The following is a 15,647-nucleotide window of genomic DNA, read 5'->3' on the forward strand; positions in this document are numbered from 1 at the left end:
TCTTTACTTAAGGATGCTAATAATCCATTAAAAGAGTAGGTTACTTAATAATTTAATATGTAATCTATTAAGAACCTTAATTGTATTTAGTGCGAAACGATATTGTCAAGCATAAAATTATATTTTAATCTAGTAAAGTCCATGAATATTGCCGAAGGAAATCGCTGATGCATGTAGAATAATTGTATTTAAAATCATGCCTTTCTAACACTTTAGTGCATGACTGGAGGTGTTTACATGACTAAATGGTTTTCTGTTATGGAGATTGAAAAAGTAACAGGTATTCCTAATGCCCTTGTAAGAGGCTACATACGAAATCATGGCCGCCATTTAATATTAAAAAAGAAGCATAAAGATTTTCTTATTGCGAGTGATTCGGTTAATGTTGTAGAAAGCATATACCTCCTTTATACGAATGGGATGAATACTGAACAAGTAGAAAAATGCCTTGAAGAGATTATCGTCCCTAAGACCGCAGCTGTAACCGATGAAAATGGTAATACCTTACAGGATTTGAACGAAGCTGTTATTGAACAGGTATATGAACAAAATCTGTTAAACCAAAGGCAAAAGCAGGCAGTAGATGAAAAACTAAAAAAACGCGATGAGAAACTAACCACGGTTCTGAGACGGAAAAAACATATTGAAGAAAAGCCCGGTTTTTTCAAACGATTATTTAACAAGAGCTGAATTTAAAACCGGAATAAAATGAGATCGATAAATCTATTTAAATAATAAATGTATGCTTTCCTTTCAGCTTAGAAATATAATGTAACTCCCACATTAAGATTTGCAGGTGGGAGTCGTTTTGTTTATACAAAGCCAAAGCAAATCTTAGGGTCCTTTTTATAGCAATATCCGTTTGAACTAAATCATTGGAGATCTTGATATTGTTAAGGAGTCCTTAAATCAATTTTACTTGAACCCAACCTCTGACACTGTTAATAAGCCATATAGATGAACAAGCTTTTAAATCATCAATTTTAAGTACACGTTCTCTTATTTTCCCTGATGAAAGCAGTTCATCACGAAAAGTTCCTGCCAGCAATCCGCTTTTACAAGGGGGTGTCCAAAGTTCGCCATCTAATTCTAAGACAACATTCCCAATCGTAAATTCTGTTAGTTCCCCTTCTTTATTCCATAAAAGGACATCAAAGACATTAGAATAATTTAGCCGGCATTGATCATATACTCTGCGATGTGTTGTTTTATGGTACAGAAAAGGGTTATCTTTTGAAATCGGCGCATCCGCTAGAGCGACATGCTTAGGCTCTGTTAATGAGGTTATCATTTGTCCTTCAACACTTACTTTCCCATTTTGTGAAACTAATAAGCGAACTTTATAAATTCCCTTATTGTGAGATTCAGCGAATTCATTTAAAGCATTATTAATATCCTCTACTGATAAAGGAAAACAAAAATATACCGCTGATTTCTGCAGCCGGTTAATATGCCGGTCAAATAAATAATAATGTCCGTTTTCTAACTTTAAGCTTTCTATTAAGTCAAATTCAGGAAGTTGGTTTGTTAATAATTCAGCCTTTGTCACCATCTCGTTATATTCGCTTTTTGTCGTTGAGTCCCATGTTATGCCGCCGCCAACACCATATTCCGCTTCATTTGTATTCATATTAATTACTACTGTACGAATCGGTACATTAAAAACAGCTTCACCTTTAGGAGACATAAATCCAATAGCGCCGCAATATACTTCCCGCGGTGAATCTTCAATATCAGAAATAATCTGCATAGTACTGACCTTTGGCGCGCCGGTAATTGATCCGCATGGAAAAAGAGCGGAAAATATATCCTTCAGTTGAATTTCCGGCCTTGTCAAAGCTTTTATCGTTGATGTCATTTGTAGAACTGTAGGATATTTTTCAATTTCAAAGAGTTGACTAACTTCTACCGAACCGGTTTCAGCGATATTCCCTAAATCATTCCTGAGTAAATCAACGATCATGACGTTTTCAGCACGATTCTTTTCCGACTCAAACAGCCATTTCGCATTTTGTTCGTCTTCTTCCCATAAAAGCCCGCGCTTTGTCGTTCCCTTCATTGGACGGGTAACAATTTCCTTGCCGTCCCAACAAAAAAACAGCTCCGGTGATGCTGATAAAATCCGGTATGTACCAATATTTAAATAAGCACTATAGTTAGAAGACTGAGCTCTTGAAAGTTGTTTGTAAAAACTTAAATCATCACCTTCAAATTGTGAATGTAAGCGCATCGTATAATTGACTTGATATGTAGCACCTTCACCTATCTTTTCTTTTATTTTGGAAATTTCACTTTGGTAATGATCGAATGTTGTTGCGGATTCCCAGTTAGAAACAGAATATCCACCATCACTTGGTATATTATCTATCATTTCCGGCTCTTGAAAGACGCCAAACCACAGTAACGGCATTTTGTTTCCGCTTTTTACTGAATAAGCTTGATCAAAGGCTGGTGCCGCTTCATACGATAGATAGCCTGCCGCGTAATATCCGGAATTAACAGCATTCTGTACTTTTATAAGCGCTGGAACAATTTCATCTATAGAATCAACAACAATGATTTCTTTAGGATTTTGAAAGCACATCGGGTTTTTCTTCCCGTCCTGGCCGGTAAATTCAAAAAATAAAAATGGACTTGCCACATTCATCTCCTCCACTAGTTAAAATGAGTCACGATTTGATTCTATACTAAATCAATCTGAAAAGCATTTTAAAATTCTATTTTTACACTTAAGTTAAATAACTATAAATATATTATGTAAACCATTGTTCGTTTAAAAAACTATTAAATACTTTATAACAGAAAAAATTGTAGAGGTAATTAATCGAAATTTCATATTAATATCCGATATTTATCATCCTTTCCAACCTTTAAAATCGTAAAGCCACATTTTCTATTAAAAATGCGGCTTACAGCTATGCCCAAAATAAATAATAAAAAGTTGGGTTATTCTTAAGATACCATCGGATTCCAAAAAATAGAATAAGATAATTCTTTATGAATATGTTCTTAGGGATCTTAATGACAAGCTACTTTTGCTAAAGTAAAAAGATCACATCACTTCTTCTTAAAAATTAAAAAAACTAACTTTTTCAAAATAGAAGGATTTTCACCAATTAGTTATTTTCATCACCACTGCGCTCACTTCGTTTTAACACAAACGTCCCATTCGGTTGCTTGAACCTGGCCTCGGAACAAACACTGTTCCCGTCTAACACAAACTGAATCCCGTAGCCGGACAGCCCTTTTATTTCAAACTCATCATGGCTTATTGGAACCAATTCAAACATAGGTTGACCCGGCACTGTAACGGTTAATGCTTTTCCTCCACGAAGTTCAACTAAAGCCGACTGACCGGCAAGATCGTATTCACCAATGTATTTCTTCCATATGTCAAGATTTGGGGGATTTGACGCAGCTTTTCTTACAAATTCAATCGGTTCAAGCATCTTTTCAAATTGAATGGCTAAGCGATTGATCTTCCCGCGCAGGTCACTATAAAACTGGACCTTGAATTCTTGGGTAAGGATACTCTCTCCGAATGTGAACGAAAACACATCGTAATGAAAGTGCTCAAGTTGCAATGGTTCTGCGAATGCATGATAATGTACATACAGTTGGTTGTCTTCTTCCGCAATCGTGATGGTCCCATAGGCCGGATGCTTAAATTCACCTGCATAGGCCGATTGATCATGGGATGGCTTTGCATTTAGAGCCCGATCCATTTTACTTTGTCCTGCTCCCTCGCGCATTGAAGCAATAAGCTTATCCAACTCCCCCTTCATTAATGTGTTCCAATTAACGGTTGGAAGTCCCAACAGCTTATCAAATATTGTGTATGCCGCGGCCTTCGGGAGCACACTGTTTTCCTGATTGGTCAGCACTACGATCCCAATGTTTTCTTTTGGAACCATTGCAACAATCGAAGTAAATCCATCGATATTTCCACCGTGATGCACGATATGATGACCTCGATATACTTCAGTAAACCAGCCCAATGCGTAACTCGGGAAGAGAATCCGCTCGTCTTGAGAAGGTCCGATTGAGATTTGCGGGTTGTGCATTTGTGTAATGTTATTTTCACTGATCAAAGAAGACGACCGAAAAGTTCCTTTACCGAGATGCAGCCTGACCCACTGTGCCATCTCCGTAACAGACGAATTCATGGATCCCGCCGGCCCTATCGTATCGATATTGGCGAATGCCGTCTCTTCAATCTCTTGATTGACAACCTTGTATGGCTTGGAAAAATCATGATCACGTTGAGATTCGTCTACGGAGAAATTGGTCCTCTTCATACCGAGCGGTTCAAGAATCCGTTCCTTAACGAAGGTCTCCCAACTTTGCCCCGTTATTTTTTCTACAATGTATCCAAGCGTCAGATACATCATGTTTTGATATTGAAAAGTTGTCCGGAACGGTTTCGAGAAGGCAAGATGCGATAAACGATTTATGATTTCTTCGCCGGAGAGCCGCGCCTTGTACCAGACCAAGTCATGCCGCGGAAGGCCAACGCGGTGTGTAGCGAGATCCCGCAAAGTGGCGTTTTCACTCGCATATTTGTCATGGAGCTTAAACTCTGGGAGATAAGATACTACAGGTTCGTCCCAATTAAGTTTGCCATCGTCAACCAACATCCCGATAGCCATGGTTGTGAATGCTTTCGTACTCGATCCGATAGCAAACAGTGTGTCCTGTGTGACAGGTAAGCCTTGCTCAATGTCCCGTACGCCGAAACCATCCTGAAAAATCACGTCGTCATCTTTGATCACAGCCAAAGCCGTACCCGCAATGTGGAACTCTTCCAAACTGCGTTTTATATACTCTCGAATCGTTTCTAACTCTTGCTTATGTATTGTCACACTGGGACAAGTTATTTGTCTCACACATATCAATGACACCTCTATATTCTTTAATTTATCCTACACTATCACTACTTATAAGGAATTGACTTCCTGCCTGTTTAAAGTGTGTCGTGTAAAGATTTTAGCTGATATATTTGAAAAATTATCCTTAATAAAATTTCTTTACTAATAACCAAATTTCCTTTATTTATTGTTTCAATTCACGTGGTATAAAAGTGATGTCCCCCATCCTGTCAAAGTTAAATAAAAAAAGCCGATTCCTACTTAAAGGAATAATCGGCTTGAGGGTTTTACTCTTAATTCTATTCAATTCCAGTTCATTTACTTCTGTCCTATCTTTTCCCTTTGATATAAAATTTCACCATCAATCATGGTCAGTTCAACCTTTAGATCCTTAATCTTTTCTTGTTCAACATTAAGAATATTGTCGTTTAGAACAACGAGATCAGCCAGTTTTCCGACTTCAATGCTGCCTTTTATATTTTCCTCAAAGCTGGCATATGCCCCGTTCCAAGTGTAAAGTTTTATAGCCTCGAGTACGCTTATACATTGATTTGCGCCAATGTCAGCACCCGTCTGACTCTTTCGGTTCACAGCCGTATGAATGCCTAATAATGGATCAAAGTGAGTGACTGGCGCATCTGAACCGCCGGCTGCGATAATATTTTTATCAATAAAATCACGGGCCGGATACATATCATTAACCCGTTCACCATAGTTATGAACATAAATGTCGCCAAATTCGTATGGAAAAGGCGGATTTGGAATTGGTATAACCTCAAGCTTCTTGATTCTCTCTTGTAAGTCAGGTGAAGAAATCCCCGCATGCTCAATACGGTGACGATGATTCTTGCGCGGTGACTCTTCTAACGCTTTTTCAACGCAGTTTAAATACATTTCAATGGCCAGGTCGCCTTGGGCGTGAACGGTAATTTGATAACCTTTTTTATGTGCATCACCTAAGATGCGATAGATTTCTTCCTCCGTATAATATAAGATCCCTGAATCATTTGGATCACTCGTATATGGCTCCCTTGTTGCAATAGTTGGACCCGTACTGCTTCCATCCGTAAATAATTTCGCCGGACCGATTCTGAACCGCTCATCGCCTGTTCCCGTTAACACACCGGCATTCACCATTTTATCAACAAATTCATGTGAATGATTTAACGAACAAATGAAGGCATATACTCTGACACGAACATCATTGTCATTAATCGCCTGCTGCAATATTCGATAACTATCCGGTCCATAGGCCCCAGCTTCATGAATACTCGTAATGCCCGAGGCAATAAAATCGTCGGAAGCTATCTTCATCCCTTGTCTTAATTCGTCTTCCGAATAGGTTGCGACATCATTCATATACATATTGGCGGCCTCTATTAAACGGCCAGTGAGTTGTCCGTTTTGATCGCGCTCAATAATACCTCCCTCAGGATTAGGCGTTCGTTCATCAATTTCTGCTAACTCCAGCGCTTTATTGTTTACAATGCAAATATGGCCGCATGTTCGGGTAACGATGATTGGATGATCAGTTGAAATGGCATCCAGTTCATCAATGGTTGGGTAACGTTTCTCCTTAACAGCCGTTTCATTAAAACCAGAAGCCCGTATCCATTCACCTTGAGCTGTTTCATCCGCTTTACTTCGCAATTCAGTAAAAATATCTTCTATAGAATCGATATGTTCAGCTTTACAATTGACCCCAAGCTGATTAACACCATACATAGTTAAATGCAAATGCGAGTCTATGAAACCTGGAAGAAGCGTCTTCCCTTCCAGATCAAACACTTCAGTTTCTTCACCAATATACTCCTGAACTTCTTTTATAGAACCAACCGCTATAATCCGGTTATCTTTAACGGCAACACCCTCAACGATCCGATTATTATTGTCTATCGTAATCACTTCACCATTTATAAATACAACATCAGCATTCATCCATATCACCCTTTCATTTTATTAATCATTTGAACAGTTGTTTGATATAAAACTTCTGTACCAATGGTGATATCCTCATAAGTTGCATATTCTTTCGGATTATGGCTAATTCCGTCTTTGCAGCGGACAAAAATCATTCCGTAATCACAGGCATAAGACATGACCAAAGAATCATGGAAAGGACCGCTCATCAGTTCAGGCGGATTTAAACCTTGCTTTTTACTCTCATTTCTAATAATATCTTTGATCCAATCTGCGCAATACCTAGGTTCAGAGTTGGTATCCTCTTTAATACTGCAACTCAAACTATTTTCCCTGGCAATGTGACCTATTATTGTTCGCAGTTCAGTTTCATAGCGGTTTCTTCTTTCAAGATCTATATCTCTTAAATCGATAGTAAACGTCACTTTTTCTGGAATGATGTTGCGTGAATTAGGGAAAACCTCTAAATTTCCGACTGTCCCTACTGTAGGCGTCTCGGAATCCTGCTTGGCAATCTCATTTAAAGCTGTAATGACTTTAGCGGCTCCAACTAAAGCATCTTGACGCATAGACATCGGAACGCTGCCGGCATGTCCGGCAAAGCCTGTCATTTCCACAGTCAGCCAAAGCGGTCCGGATATTCCTGAAACGATGCCGATCGGTTCATTTGAATGATCAAGAATCGGTCCTTGCTCAATGTGCATCTCTAAAAAGGCGCCGATGCTTCCCTCTGGATATTCAGATTCCTTAAATTTTGCCGGGTCACACCCAAAATCTAGCAACGCTTGCCTTCGCGTCACGCCGTCTTTATCCGTTCTCTCTAATTCACCATCCTCCAATTTTCCTGTCATACCGCGAACGCCAAAAATCCCTTTATTAAATCGGCAGCCCTCCTCATCACAAAACGAGACGACTTCAATGGGAACATCCGGGACGATATGCTGTTCATGCAATGATTGAACCACTTCTATGGCGCCAAGGACACCAATCGTCCCATCGAATCTTCCCCCATAAGGCTGGGAATCAATATGTGAACCCAACATAAGTACCGGTAAATGAGGATTTTTTCCCTCCAATCTGCCAATTAAATTTCCAAAATGATCAATTCTTGTTTCCATACCCGCTTCATTCATCCATCCTTTGACCAATTCAACCGCTTGACGATCTTCTTTTGACAGAGCCAAACGGCATACACCCGTTTCGCCAATTTTTCCGATTTGGGACAACGCTTCAATTCTTTTTCGCAATCTGGTTGCATTAATCGTTTGGACGATCAAACCTATCCCTTCCCCTCGTGGAAAATTTTAAATTTTCTTTCACTATAATTAATACTGTAAAACTTCCTCAATCCCTTTAAAAATCCGTTCCTTATTTGGCAGCCAATCATCTTCAACCGTTGGGACAGGGTAGGGTGTATCATAACCCGTGACTCGAATGATTGGAGATGCAAGATAAAATAAAGCGTGTTCACTGACTAAAGCAGCAATTTCACCGGCAACACCGCCGCTTTTTACAGCTTCATGGACAATAATGAGTCTGCTTGTTTTTTTAACTGATGCCAAGATCGCCTCTAAATCTAGTGGCTGAATCGTCCTGAGATCTATAACCTCTGTGCTGATACCTTTTTCGGCAGCTTCTTCAGCTGTTTTTAAAGCGAGAGAAACCATAGCGCCCCAAGCGACAATCGTGACGTCCTCTCCTTCTTTGACAACCTTGGCTTTCCCAAGCGGCACTTGATAGCTTTCTTCCGGTACTTCCATTTTAAAAGCACGGTACAGCTTTAAAGGCTCCAAAAATAACACCGGATTATCGTCACGTATTGCAGATATCAGCAAGCCTTTGGCATCATATGGATTTGATGGTGTGACAACCTTTAATCCTGGTGAATGCAAAAACAATGCTTCAAGACTATCAGAATGAAGTTCAGGTGTTCTTACCCCTCCGCCATACGGGCTGCGAACTACAATCGGTACAGAAAAACGTCCGCCGGAACGAAATCGAATTCGAGCAGCCTGTGCCGCAAGCTGATCCATTGTTTCGTATATAAATCCTAAAAATTGTATTTCCGCCACCGGTCTAAACCCATTAATGGATAATCCGATCGTCGTACCGACAATGCCTGATTCCGCAAGCGGTGTATCAAATACTCTATTTTCTCCAAACTTTTCTTGAAGGCCGTCTGTCGCTCTAAAAACGCCTCCGTTTTTGCCTATATCCTCCCCTAAAAGGATCACGCGTTCATTATTTTCCATTTCTTGTTCCAACGCCTGGTTAATCGCCTGAACCATTGTCAATTCCGCCATTTAAACCCTCTCCTTTATAAACGCTTTTGCTTCTTCTTTTTGCATTAGCAGCAATTCGTGAGGTTTATCATAAACATGGTCGAATATCTCATCAAGAGTTGGAGGCGGGGTTTCTTCAGCTGCTTTAACAGCCTGGTCAATGTCATTTTTGATAGTTTGCAGTTCATCACGTTCTTTTTCTTCTGACCATAACTTGTTATCTGTTAAAAAACGCTTAAAGCGAACGAGCGGATCTTTGTTCTGCCAAGCTTCAGCATCCCGTTCTGATCTGTATTTGGTCGGATCATCTGCAGTTGTATGCGGTCCTTGCCGATAGGTAATAGCTTCGATCAGTGTCGGCCCGTCGCCGTTCCGCGCACTGTCTGCAGCCGCCTTCATCACTTGATAGACGGCTAAGCAATCGTTGCCATCAACTTGAACACCTTTCATGCCATAGGCCAAAGCTTTTTGGGCGATAGACCTACTGGCGGTTTGTTTATTACGGGGAACGCTGATCGCCCATTGGTTATTTTGACAGAAAAATACCGCAGGCACTTGGTTAACGGATGCGAAATTTAATGCTTCGTGAAAATCGCCTTGCGAGGTAGCGCCGTCACCAAAATAACAAGCTGAAACAACCTTTTCCCCTTTCAGCTTTGAGGCCCACGCACAACCTGCCGCGTGAAGCGTTTGCGCACCGATAATAATTTGGATTGGGAATATGTTTTCATCAGTTGACCCGCCAACACCGAAGTTTCCTTTTGAGCGGAGGATGTTTTGTTTGAATGTGGCTCCGTGTACGAGTGTTGCTGCAACCTCTCTATAGCTTGGAAACATCCAATCATCTTTTTCTAAGGCTAGCGCACTGCCAATTTGGGCGGCCTCCTGTCCCTGAAAAGGCGCATATGTACCGATACGTCCTTGCCGCTGCAGCTTGACCATACGAATATCAAATTGCCTAGCTTTTAGCATCCACTTATACATTGATAGCAGCAATTGGTTATCGAAGGATTTGATTTTAATAGGATTATAATCTCCTGTTTCATCTAAAAGCTGAACCATCTCTATTTGTAATTGTTGTTCATCAATCATTAAATCCCACCTCATGATTTTTTTATCTGACATCAAGCAATAACATTTCTGGTTTTTCTAAGACGTTCTTGACGAAATTCATAAACCGTCCCGATGGCTCCCCGTCAATCACCCGATGATCAAACGTCAAAGACATCCCCATCATTTGCCGGGCGACAATTTGATCATTATCGGTCACAACCGGTCTTTTCTGAATGGCATGAACCCCCAAAATAGCAACTTCCGGGTAATTGATAATCGGTGTCGCGAACCAGCCGCCATTTGATCCGGTGCTTGAAATCGTAAATGTACCATCGCGTACATCATCAAGTGATAATTTTTGCGTTCTGGCTTTTTCCGTTAATTGTGATATGTCTTTGGCGAGTTCAAAAATGGTTTTGTGATCGGCATTTTTAATGACCGGAACAACCAGACCTTCTTTTGTCGCAACGGCAATACCGATGTTATATCTTTTTTTGAGAACAATTTCATTTGTTTCATTATCTAATGATGAATTGAATATTGGGATTTCTTTTAACGCTTTGATTACAGCTTTGATAATAAAGGGAAGGTATGTCACTTTAGGATCATCTGGTCCAAGGTTTGCTTGAATAGCTTTTTTCGCCTCAACTAGCTTTGTCACGTCAACTTCGGACATGCCTGTGACATGCGGAGCAGTATAGTAGGATTGCACCATTTTTTCGGCGATTTTTTTTCTTATGCCTCTGACCGGAATGCGCTCCTCTATTTTAGAGATTTGGTGAGCTGTTTGCGTGTTATCCAATGTCGAAGAAGATGATTTATTTTTCTTTTCGTTTAAGTATTGATAAAGATCTTGCAGCACAATTCGTCCGTCTTTTTCCGATCCGGTTACTTTAGTAATATCAATACCCAGTTCACGTGCTTTTTTCCTTACTGTAGGCGCAGCAATCACTCTTTTTCTTGATTTTTTCTGCAAATCTTCATTAAGTGAGAGATGGGAATCATGCTGTTCTAAGGTGACAAGAGTCTCCCCAACAACAACGCTATTTCCTTCTTCCCCCGCCATAGACAGAACAGTTCCTTTAACCGGAGAAGATATTTCAACAGTTGCCTTGTCTGTTTGCACCTCGGCAACAGGCTGATCCTCTTCAATCCGTTCACCTTTCTTAACTAACCATTTAACGATTTCAGCCTCACGAAGTCCTTCACCAATATCGGGCAATTTAAATTCATACGGCATATAATTCCCCTCTCTTTTTTGTCTATGACTTAAAAACTCTTACAAATCAATGATATAATCTTCTGAATTTATAATCAATATTTTGAAAAAAATCACAAAAAAATTGACGTTAGACTTAATCTAACGCCTTATTTATCTTGTATATTATTTTTAATTTGTTAATACATAAGGACATTTTTGTTCATTAAGCCATAAACCAGCCGCCAAGTACACCGATAACGCCGAAACTAAGTATTAAAACAAGGGGATGGACTTTTTTATAAAATAATAAAAAGAGTGCGATTATCAGCATGATGATACCGAATAAGCTTTTCCACAAATCCGAACTGACCAGATGATTTTGTATCGCGAACCGGCAAGCTGCAAATAAAATAAAAGCTGTTATCACCGGCCGCAAACCATAGAAAATAGATTTCGTAACGGGATGATCTTTAATTTTATAAAATACCATACCCAAGATGACAATAATTAATAACGAGGGTAATGAAATGCCAAGAGTAGCAGCTATAGCTCCGGCAACTCCGGCTGCTTTATATCCGACAAAAATTGCTGTATTGGTTGCAACAGGGCCTGGGGACATGCCTGCAACAGATACACTATCAGTAAAGGCAGATGATGAAATCCATCCGTGACTGACAGATTCATGCTCAATAACAGGAATCATCGCGTAACCGCCTCCAAAAGAGAAGACGCCTATTTTAAAAAACGTTAAAAATAAATCGAGCAACATCATATATTTCACCCCCTACTGATTCACTGAATGGCGGCTGATTTCATTATCCTGTTCTTTATTGACGCTCTTCTTATGTTTTATCCAGCCGATCGTACCGCCAAAAGCACCGCCCATCACCAATATAATAATAGGATTCATTTTTGTAAGAAAAAGTAATAGAAATGTTCCAATCATAAGAAAAAGACATACAATGTCTTCAACGGAAGATTTTATTGTTCTTAGCCCAGCAAATAGAATAAGGCCCACGACAGCAGGGGCAATGCCAAATAAAGCCCAACGAACCTGCGCTACATCTTTAATAATTAAAAAAAATACAGCCAAACCCAAAACGATTAAAAATGTTGGCAGGAGCATGCCAAGGCTTGCAACAAACACGCCGGGAATACCTGCGATCCGGTAACCGATAAATGCAGCGGAATTCAACGCTACTGAACCCGGAATGGTTTGAGCAATTGACAATACATCTAGAATTTCATCTCTCTTACACCAATGGTAACGATTAACCATGGCTTCTTCCAAAGCAGGTATAATCGCATAACCGCCGCCAAAGGTAACTGGACTGATTTTACAAAAAGCAATAAATAATTGCCAAAGTGTTTTTAGAGATAGTCTTTGCTGCATGTTTGCCCCCCTTTTCAACTAATTTCCGCCCATTTAAAATTAATTCAATTTCTAAAAGTTGTTTGATAAAGGTTCTTTTTATTTTTTGCTTATTATAATGTTAATCTTAATTGACTTTATATAATAATGTCATGACATTCCTATAAATCTAGGTTAATTGAATTTTGTCAAAATGTTAAGCCCCATTATAATTATGGGGCTTAGTTCATCTTAATTAAATTATCATATTACCTTTCAATAAAACGGTATACAATCGAATCCTCTCTCGATTCATAACCAAGCTTCATTTTTCATTAAAAAGATTCAACTTTGGAAAGACATTGATGGGCAGTATTGAATTGTTACAATTTCATTGTTATACTCTCCTCGATTCATATACTGAATGTTACTCGGTAACCTCGCTATTTATCTGTGATTCAGAAAAATCAAAATTAATATCTTCTGCAGCTTGCAGTTCCACAAACCAGCTTGAGAGAACCTTGTTATGATGCTCAATAATTTGCTGTGCGTTAAGGTGCGGGGAGTCCCATGTTGTATGTGCATCTTTGACTAATATCACATCATATCCCAAACTATAAGCGCTTCTGCAAGTCGTATCAACGCACATTTCTGTTGAAACACCGCATATCACTAAATGAACAATCCCCATTTTTTTCAATTCTGAATGTAATTTAGTTTTGTAAAAAGCGTTTGGCGTTTCCTTTGCTATAATCCAATCTTCTTTCTCAGGTTTGATGGAAGAATGAATCTCCCAACCCGGTGAGCCTTCTTCAAGAGGGTCGTTTTCTTCGCTGCTTTGATGCTGAACATATATAATCGGAATCCCTTTACGGCGGGCCTTTTCAGCAAGCCTTTTAATTTTTTCCAGGCATTCATCGCCGTTATGTGCAGGGGTGTCTTTTGAAAACATGGCTTCTTGAACATCAATTATTAATAGCGCGGAATTTTTTATCATTAGTCTCCCCCTTCGTAGTTGCCTGTTACTTCAGTAAACCTCTCTCTCTATCTTTATTCTTTTCTCTTTCTTGTTTACTAAATCCTCCATTTTTCACACTTGATTTAGTTTTTGAAAACAATTTTGGCAAGTTCAAATCTTGTTCTAGTTAACTTTTATACTTCATACATTTTTTATAAATCAGCGTTTATTTTCAGAAAATAACTGCCACAATAAAGTTAGAAAATAATTTAGGGGCGTCACTTATGAATATTTTAATAAAAAATGGCCTGCCAATCGTATCTTTAAAACTGCAAATTGGAAATAAGTCAACTATTTTAAGTAACGTCCTTCTTGATACAGGATGTGCGGTATCTGTATTTGATACAGACAAGTTAAAAGAAATTGACTTATTTATTAATTATACAGAAGGAAAGGCTGTCAGAATGTACGGCATTGGCGGTATGAGCGAGTGGTGTTATGAGCAGGCGATACCCTCCATCTTTATTAATATGCATGAATTTAAAGGTTTAAAACTGCAATTAGGCTCAATAAATAACACACATGGGTTTGACGGTATTATAGGCAACGACATCATGATGAAAATTGGCATGGTCATTGATTTCCGCCAACTTAAAATCTTAGAAGTCCCATCCTGATTTGATTGAGATTTTTATAGCAGACTCTTTTCATGCCATACTTGTGTTATTTTAGATTGCATATGTTCATCAAAACTCAATTGATAAATATCCGGATTTGTGAGTTTTTCCCACTCTTTAGATCCAAAGCTTGAATCATAATGTTTTAGTATCAACGCCATCAGACAACCATGCGTGACAACGACATAAGTTTCCCGATTCGATTTTAAAATATTATCCATGCAACTTACAGCTCTCTTTGTTGCCTCTAATGAAGATTCTCCGCCTTCAAATTTAAGAGTCATGTCATCAAAAGACCTTCTTAATTTTTCTATCCAATCTGGCAGATCACACGTGCTTAACACTTTCTCCGATAAACGACGGTCCGCATGAATGGGTATGCCTGTCTCATGGGACAATGGTAAAATTGTTTGCTGTGCTCTTAAAAATGGACTGCAATATATCTCATCAATATCTTTATTAGATAAATATTGAGCAAGACGCTTAGCATCCAGATGCCCCTCTTTAGTTAATGGCGCTTCGGGTGACTGACCTTCAGCTTTACAATGTCTTACAAGATAGATTTTTTTCGACATATTTATTACCTCTTCTACAATTTTTTCTTTCCAGTAATTAATAGTCTTAAAATTAGACACCAAATACTATTTTTTAGCATCCAAATGATAATGCAAAATATATTGCATGCCCTTTGGACCCATTCTTTTATTTCCTTTATCTTGAAAGCCTGATTTTTCGTATAACTGTTTGGCTGCAAGATTTTTTTCATTAACTGCTAAGACGATCTCATCTATATCCGGAAAATGTTCTATAACAAATTCGGGTACCAAGTGCATTGCCTTCTTACCATAACCTTTTCCCTGATGGATATGGTTAATTGAAAAAGAGCGAAGCAATATTGCGTTAGGATTATCAGTAAAAGACCTAATACCCTCACCGTAATGCAGGATGAAAAAACCTACAGCTGTATTTCCTGATAAAACGACTACTGGATGCATCTTTTCATCTTGGATGGCTTGATCTATCGCTTTATTTGGCAACCGGGTAAATTGCATTTGTTCATCCGGAAGAGAAAAGCCTCGAAGCTCTTTACCATGCTCAGGTTGATAGAAACATAGGTCGGTCATTATAATCTCCTCAAAATTATTTGTTAACATCGTATCATCTCCTTGGATAGCAATTGCTTGATAGATAAATGACATTTTTACTGCATAGCTCTAGGTCAAACATCACTATCTGCCTTGGAATTTAGAAAAAAGTGTATTATAATAAACAATTATGAATAATATAAAAATGAACGCCGGTGGGGCCCGACGTTCGATACAGATACGCCGCAAGGT

General features: G+C 39.0%; 14 protein-coding genes. 2 read left to right on the forward strand and 12 right to left on the reverse strand.

What is annotated here, in order from left to right; translation table 11 throughout:
• The first annotated feature begins 237 nt into the window (after positions 1–237).
• Positions 238–690 (forward strand): hypothetical protein, encoded by a 453-nt coding sequence (locus tag ACFQRG_RS07985; RefSeq protein ID WP_380965334.1) that lies wholly within the window; start codon positions 238–240, stop codon positions 688–690.
• A 214-nt stretch (positions 691–904) separates the two neighbouring features.
• On the opposite strand, the gene pabB is transcribed toward ACFQRG_RS07985, so the two are convergent.
• The 10 genes from pabB to ACFQRG_RS08035 all read right to left on the reverse strand — a co-directional run bounded on the left by pabB (position 905) and on the right by ACFQRG_RS08035 (position 13,672).
• Positions 905–2,647 (reverse strand): aminodeoxychorismate synthase component I, encoded by a 1,743-nt coding sequence (gene pabB, locus ACFQRG_RS07990; RefSeq protein WP_380965335.1) that lies wholly within the window; start codon positions 2,645–2,647, stop codon positions 905–907.
• Between the two features lie 469 nt (positions 2,648–3,116).
• Positions 3,117–4,901 carry a serine hydrolase gene (locus ACFQRG_RS07995; RefSeq protein WP_380965336.1) on the reverse strand — a complete coding sequence of 595 codons (1,785 nt, stop codon included), beginning with the start codon at positions 4,899–4,901 and terminating at the stop codon, positions 3,117–3,119.
• A gap of 285 nt (positions 4,902–5,186) precedes the next feature.
• On the reverse strand, positions 5,187–6,806 hold the full coding sequence (locus tag ACFQRG_RS08000) for an amidohydrolase (RefSeq protein WP_380965337.1): 1,620 nt from the start codon (positions 6,804–6,806) through the stop codon (positions 5,187–5,189).
• Positions 6,807–6,811: 5 nt separating this feature from the next.
• Positions 6,812–8,065, reverse strand: coding sequence for a M20 family metallo-hydrolase (locus ACFQRG_RS08005; RefSeq protein ID WP_380965338.1), 1,254 nt, complete (start codon positions 8,063–8,065; stop codon positions 6,812–6,814).
• 48 nt (positions 8,066–8,113) lie between these two features.
• Positions 8,114–9,091, reverse strand: a complete 978-nt coding sequence (locus ACFQRG_RS08010; RefSeq protein ID WP_380965339.1) for an alpha-ketoacid dehydrogenase subunit beta — start codon at positions 9,089–9,091, stop codon at positions 8,114–8,116.
• Positions 9,092–10,162 carry a pyruvate dehydrogenase (acetyl-transferring) E1 component subunit alpha gene (gene pdhA, locus ACFQRG_RS08015; RefSeq protein ID WP_380965341.1) on the reverse strand — a complete coding sequence of 357 codons (1,071 nt, stop codon included), beginning with the start codon at positions 10,160–10,162 and terminating at the stop codon, positions 9,092–9,094.
• 22 nt (positions 10,163–10,184) lie between these two features.
• The gene (locus tag ACFQRG_RS08020; RefSeq protein WP_380965342.1) at positions 10,185–11,363 is read right to left on the reverse strand and encodes a dihydrolipoamide acetyltransferase family protein; all 1,179 of its coding nucleotides are present in this window, start codon (positions 11,361–11,363) and stop codon (positions 10,185–10,187) included.
• Between the two features lie 184 nt (positions 11,364–11,547).
• Positions 11,548–12,096 carry a chromate transporter gene (locus tag ACFQRG_RS08025; protein ID WP_380965343.1) on the reverse strand — a complete coding sequence of 183 codons (549 nt, stop codon included), beginning with the start codon at positions 12,094–12,096 and terminating at the stop codon, positions 11,548–11,550.
• Between the two features lie 12 nt (positions 12,097–12,108).
• The gene (locus ACFQRG_RS08030; RefSeq protein WP_380965345.1) at positions 12,109–12,717 is read right to left on the reverse strand and encodes a chromate transporter; all 609 of its coding nucleotides are present in this window, start codon (positions 12,715–12,717) and stop codon (positions 12,109–12,111) included.
• A gap of 385 nt (positions 12,718–13,102) precedes the next feature.
• Positions 13,103–13,672, reverse strand: coding sequence for a cysteine hydrolase family protein (locus tag ACFQRG_RS08035; RefSeq protein ID WP_380965346.1), 570 nt, complete (start codon positions 13,670–13,672; stop codon positions 13,103–13,105).
• A 245-nt stretch (positions 13,673–13,917) separates the two neighbouring features.
• Between ACFQRG_RS08035 and ACFQRG_RS08040 the strand changes: the two genes are divergently transcribed.
• Complete coding sequence (locus ACFQRG_RS08040; RefSeq protein WP_380965348.1) at positions 13,918–14,310, forward strand: hypothetical protein; 393 nt, start codon at positions 13,918–13,920, stop codon at positions 14,308–14,310.
• Between the two features lie 14 nt (positions 14,311–14,324).
• Here ACFQRG_RS08040 and ACFQRG_RS08045 read toward each other — a convergent pair whose 3' ends face one another.
• On the reverse strand, positions 14,325–14,885 hold the full coding sequence (locus tag ACFQRG_RS08045; protein ID WP_380965349.1) for a histidine phosphatase family protein: 561 nt from the start codon (positions 14,883–14,885) through the stop codon (positions 14,325–14,327).
• A 66-nt stretch (positions 14,886–14,951) separates the two neighbouring features.
• The gene (locus ACFQRG_RS08050; protein WP_380965350.1) at positions 14,952–15,464 is read right to left on the reverse strand and encodes a GNAT family N-acetyltransferase; all 513 of its coding nucleotides are present in this window, start codon (positions 15,462–15,464) and stop codon (positions 14,952–14,954) included.
• Between the last annotated feature and the right edge of the window lie 183 nt (positions 15,465–15,647).

This window comes from Scopulibacillus cellulosilyticus, assembly GCF_042665295.1.
GTDB lineage: Bacteria > Bacillota > Bacilli > Bacillales > Sporolactobacillaceae > Scopulibacillus_A > Scopulibacillus_A cellulosilyticus.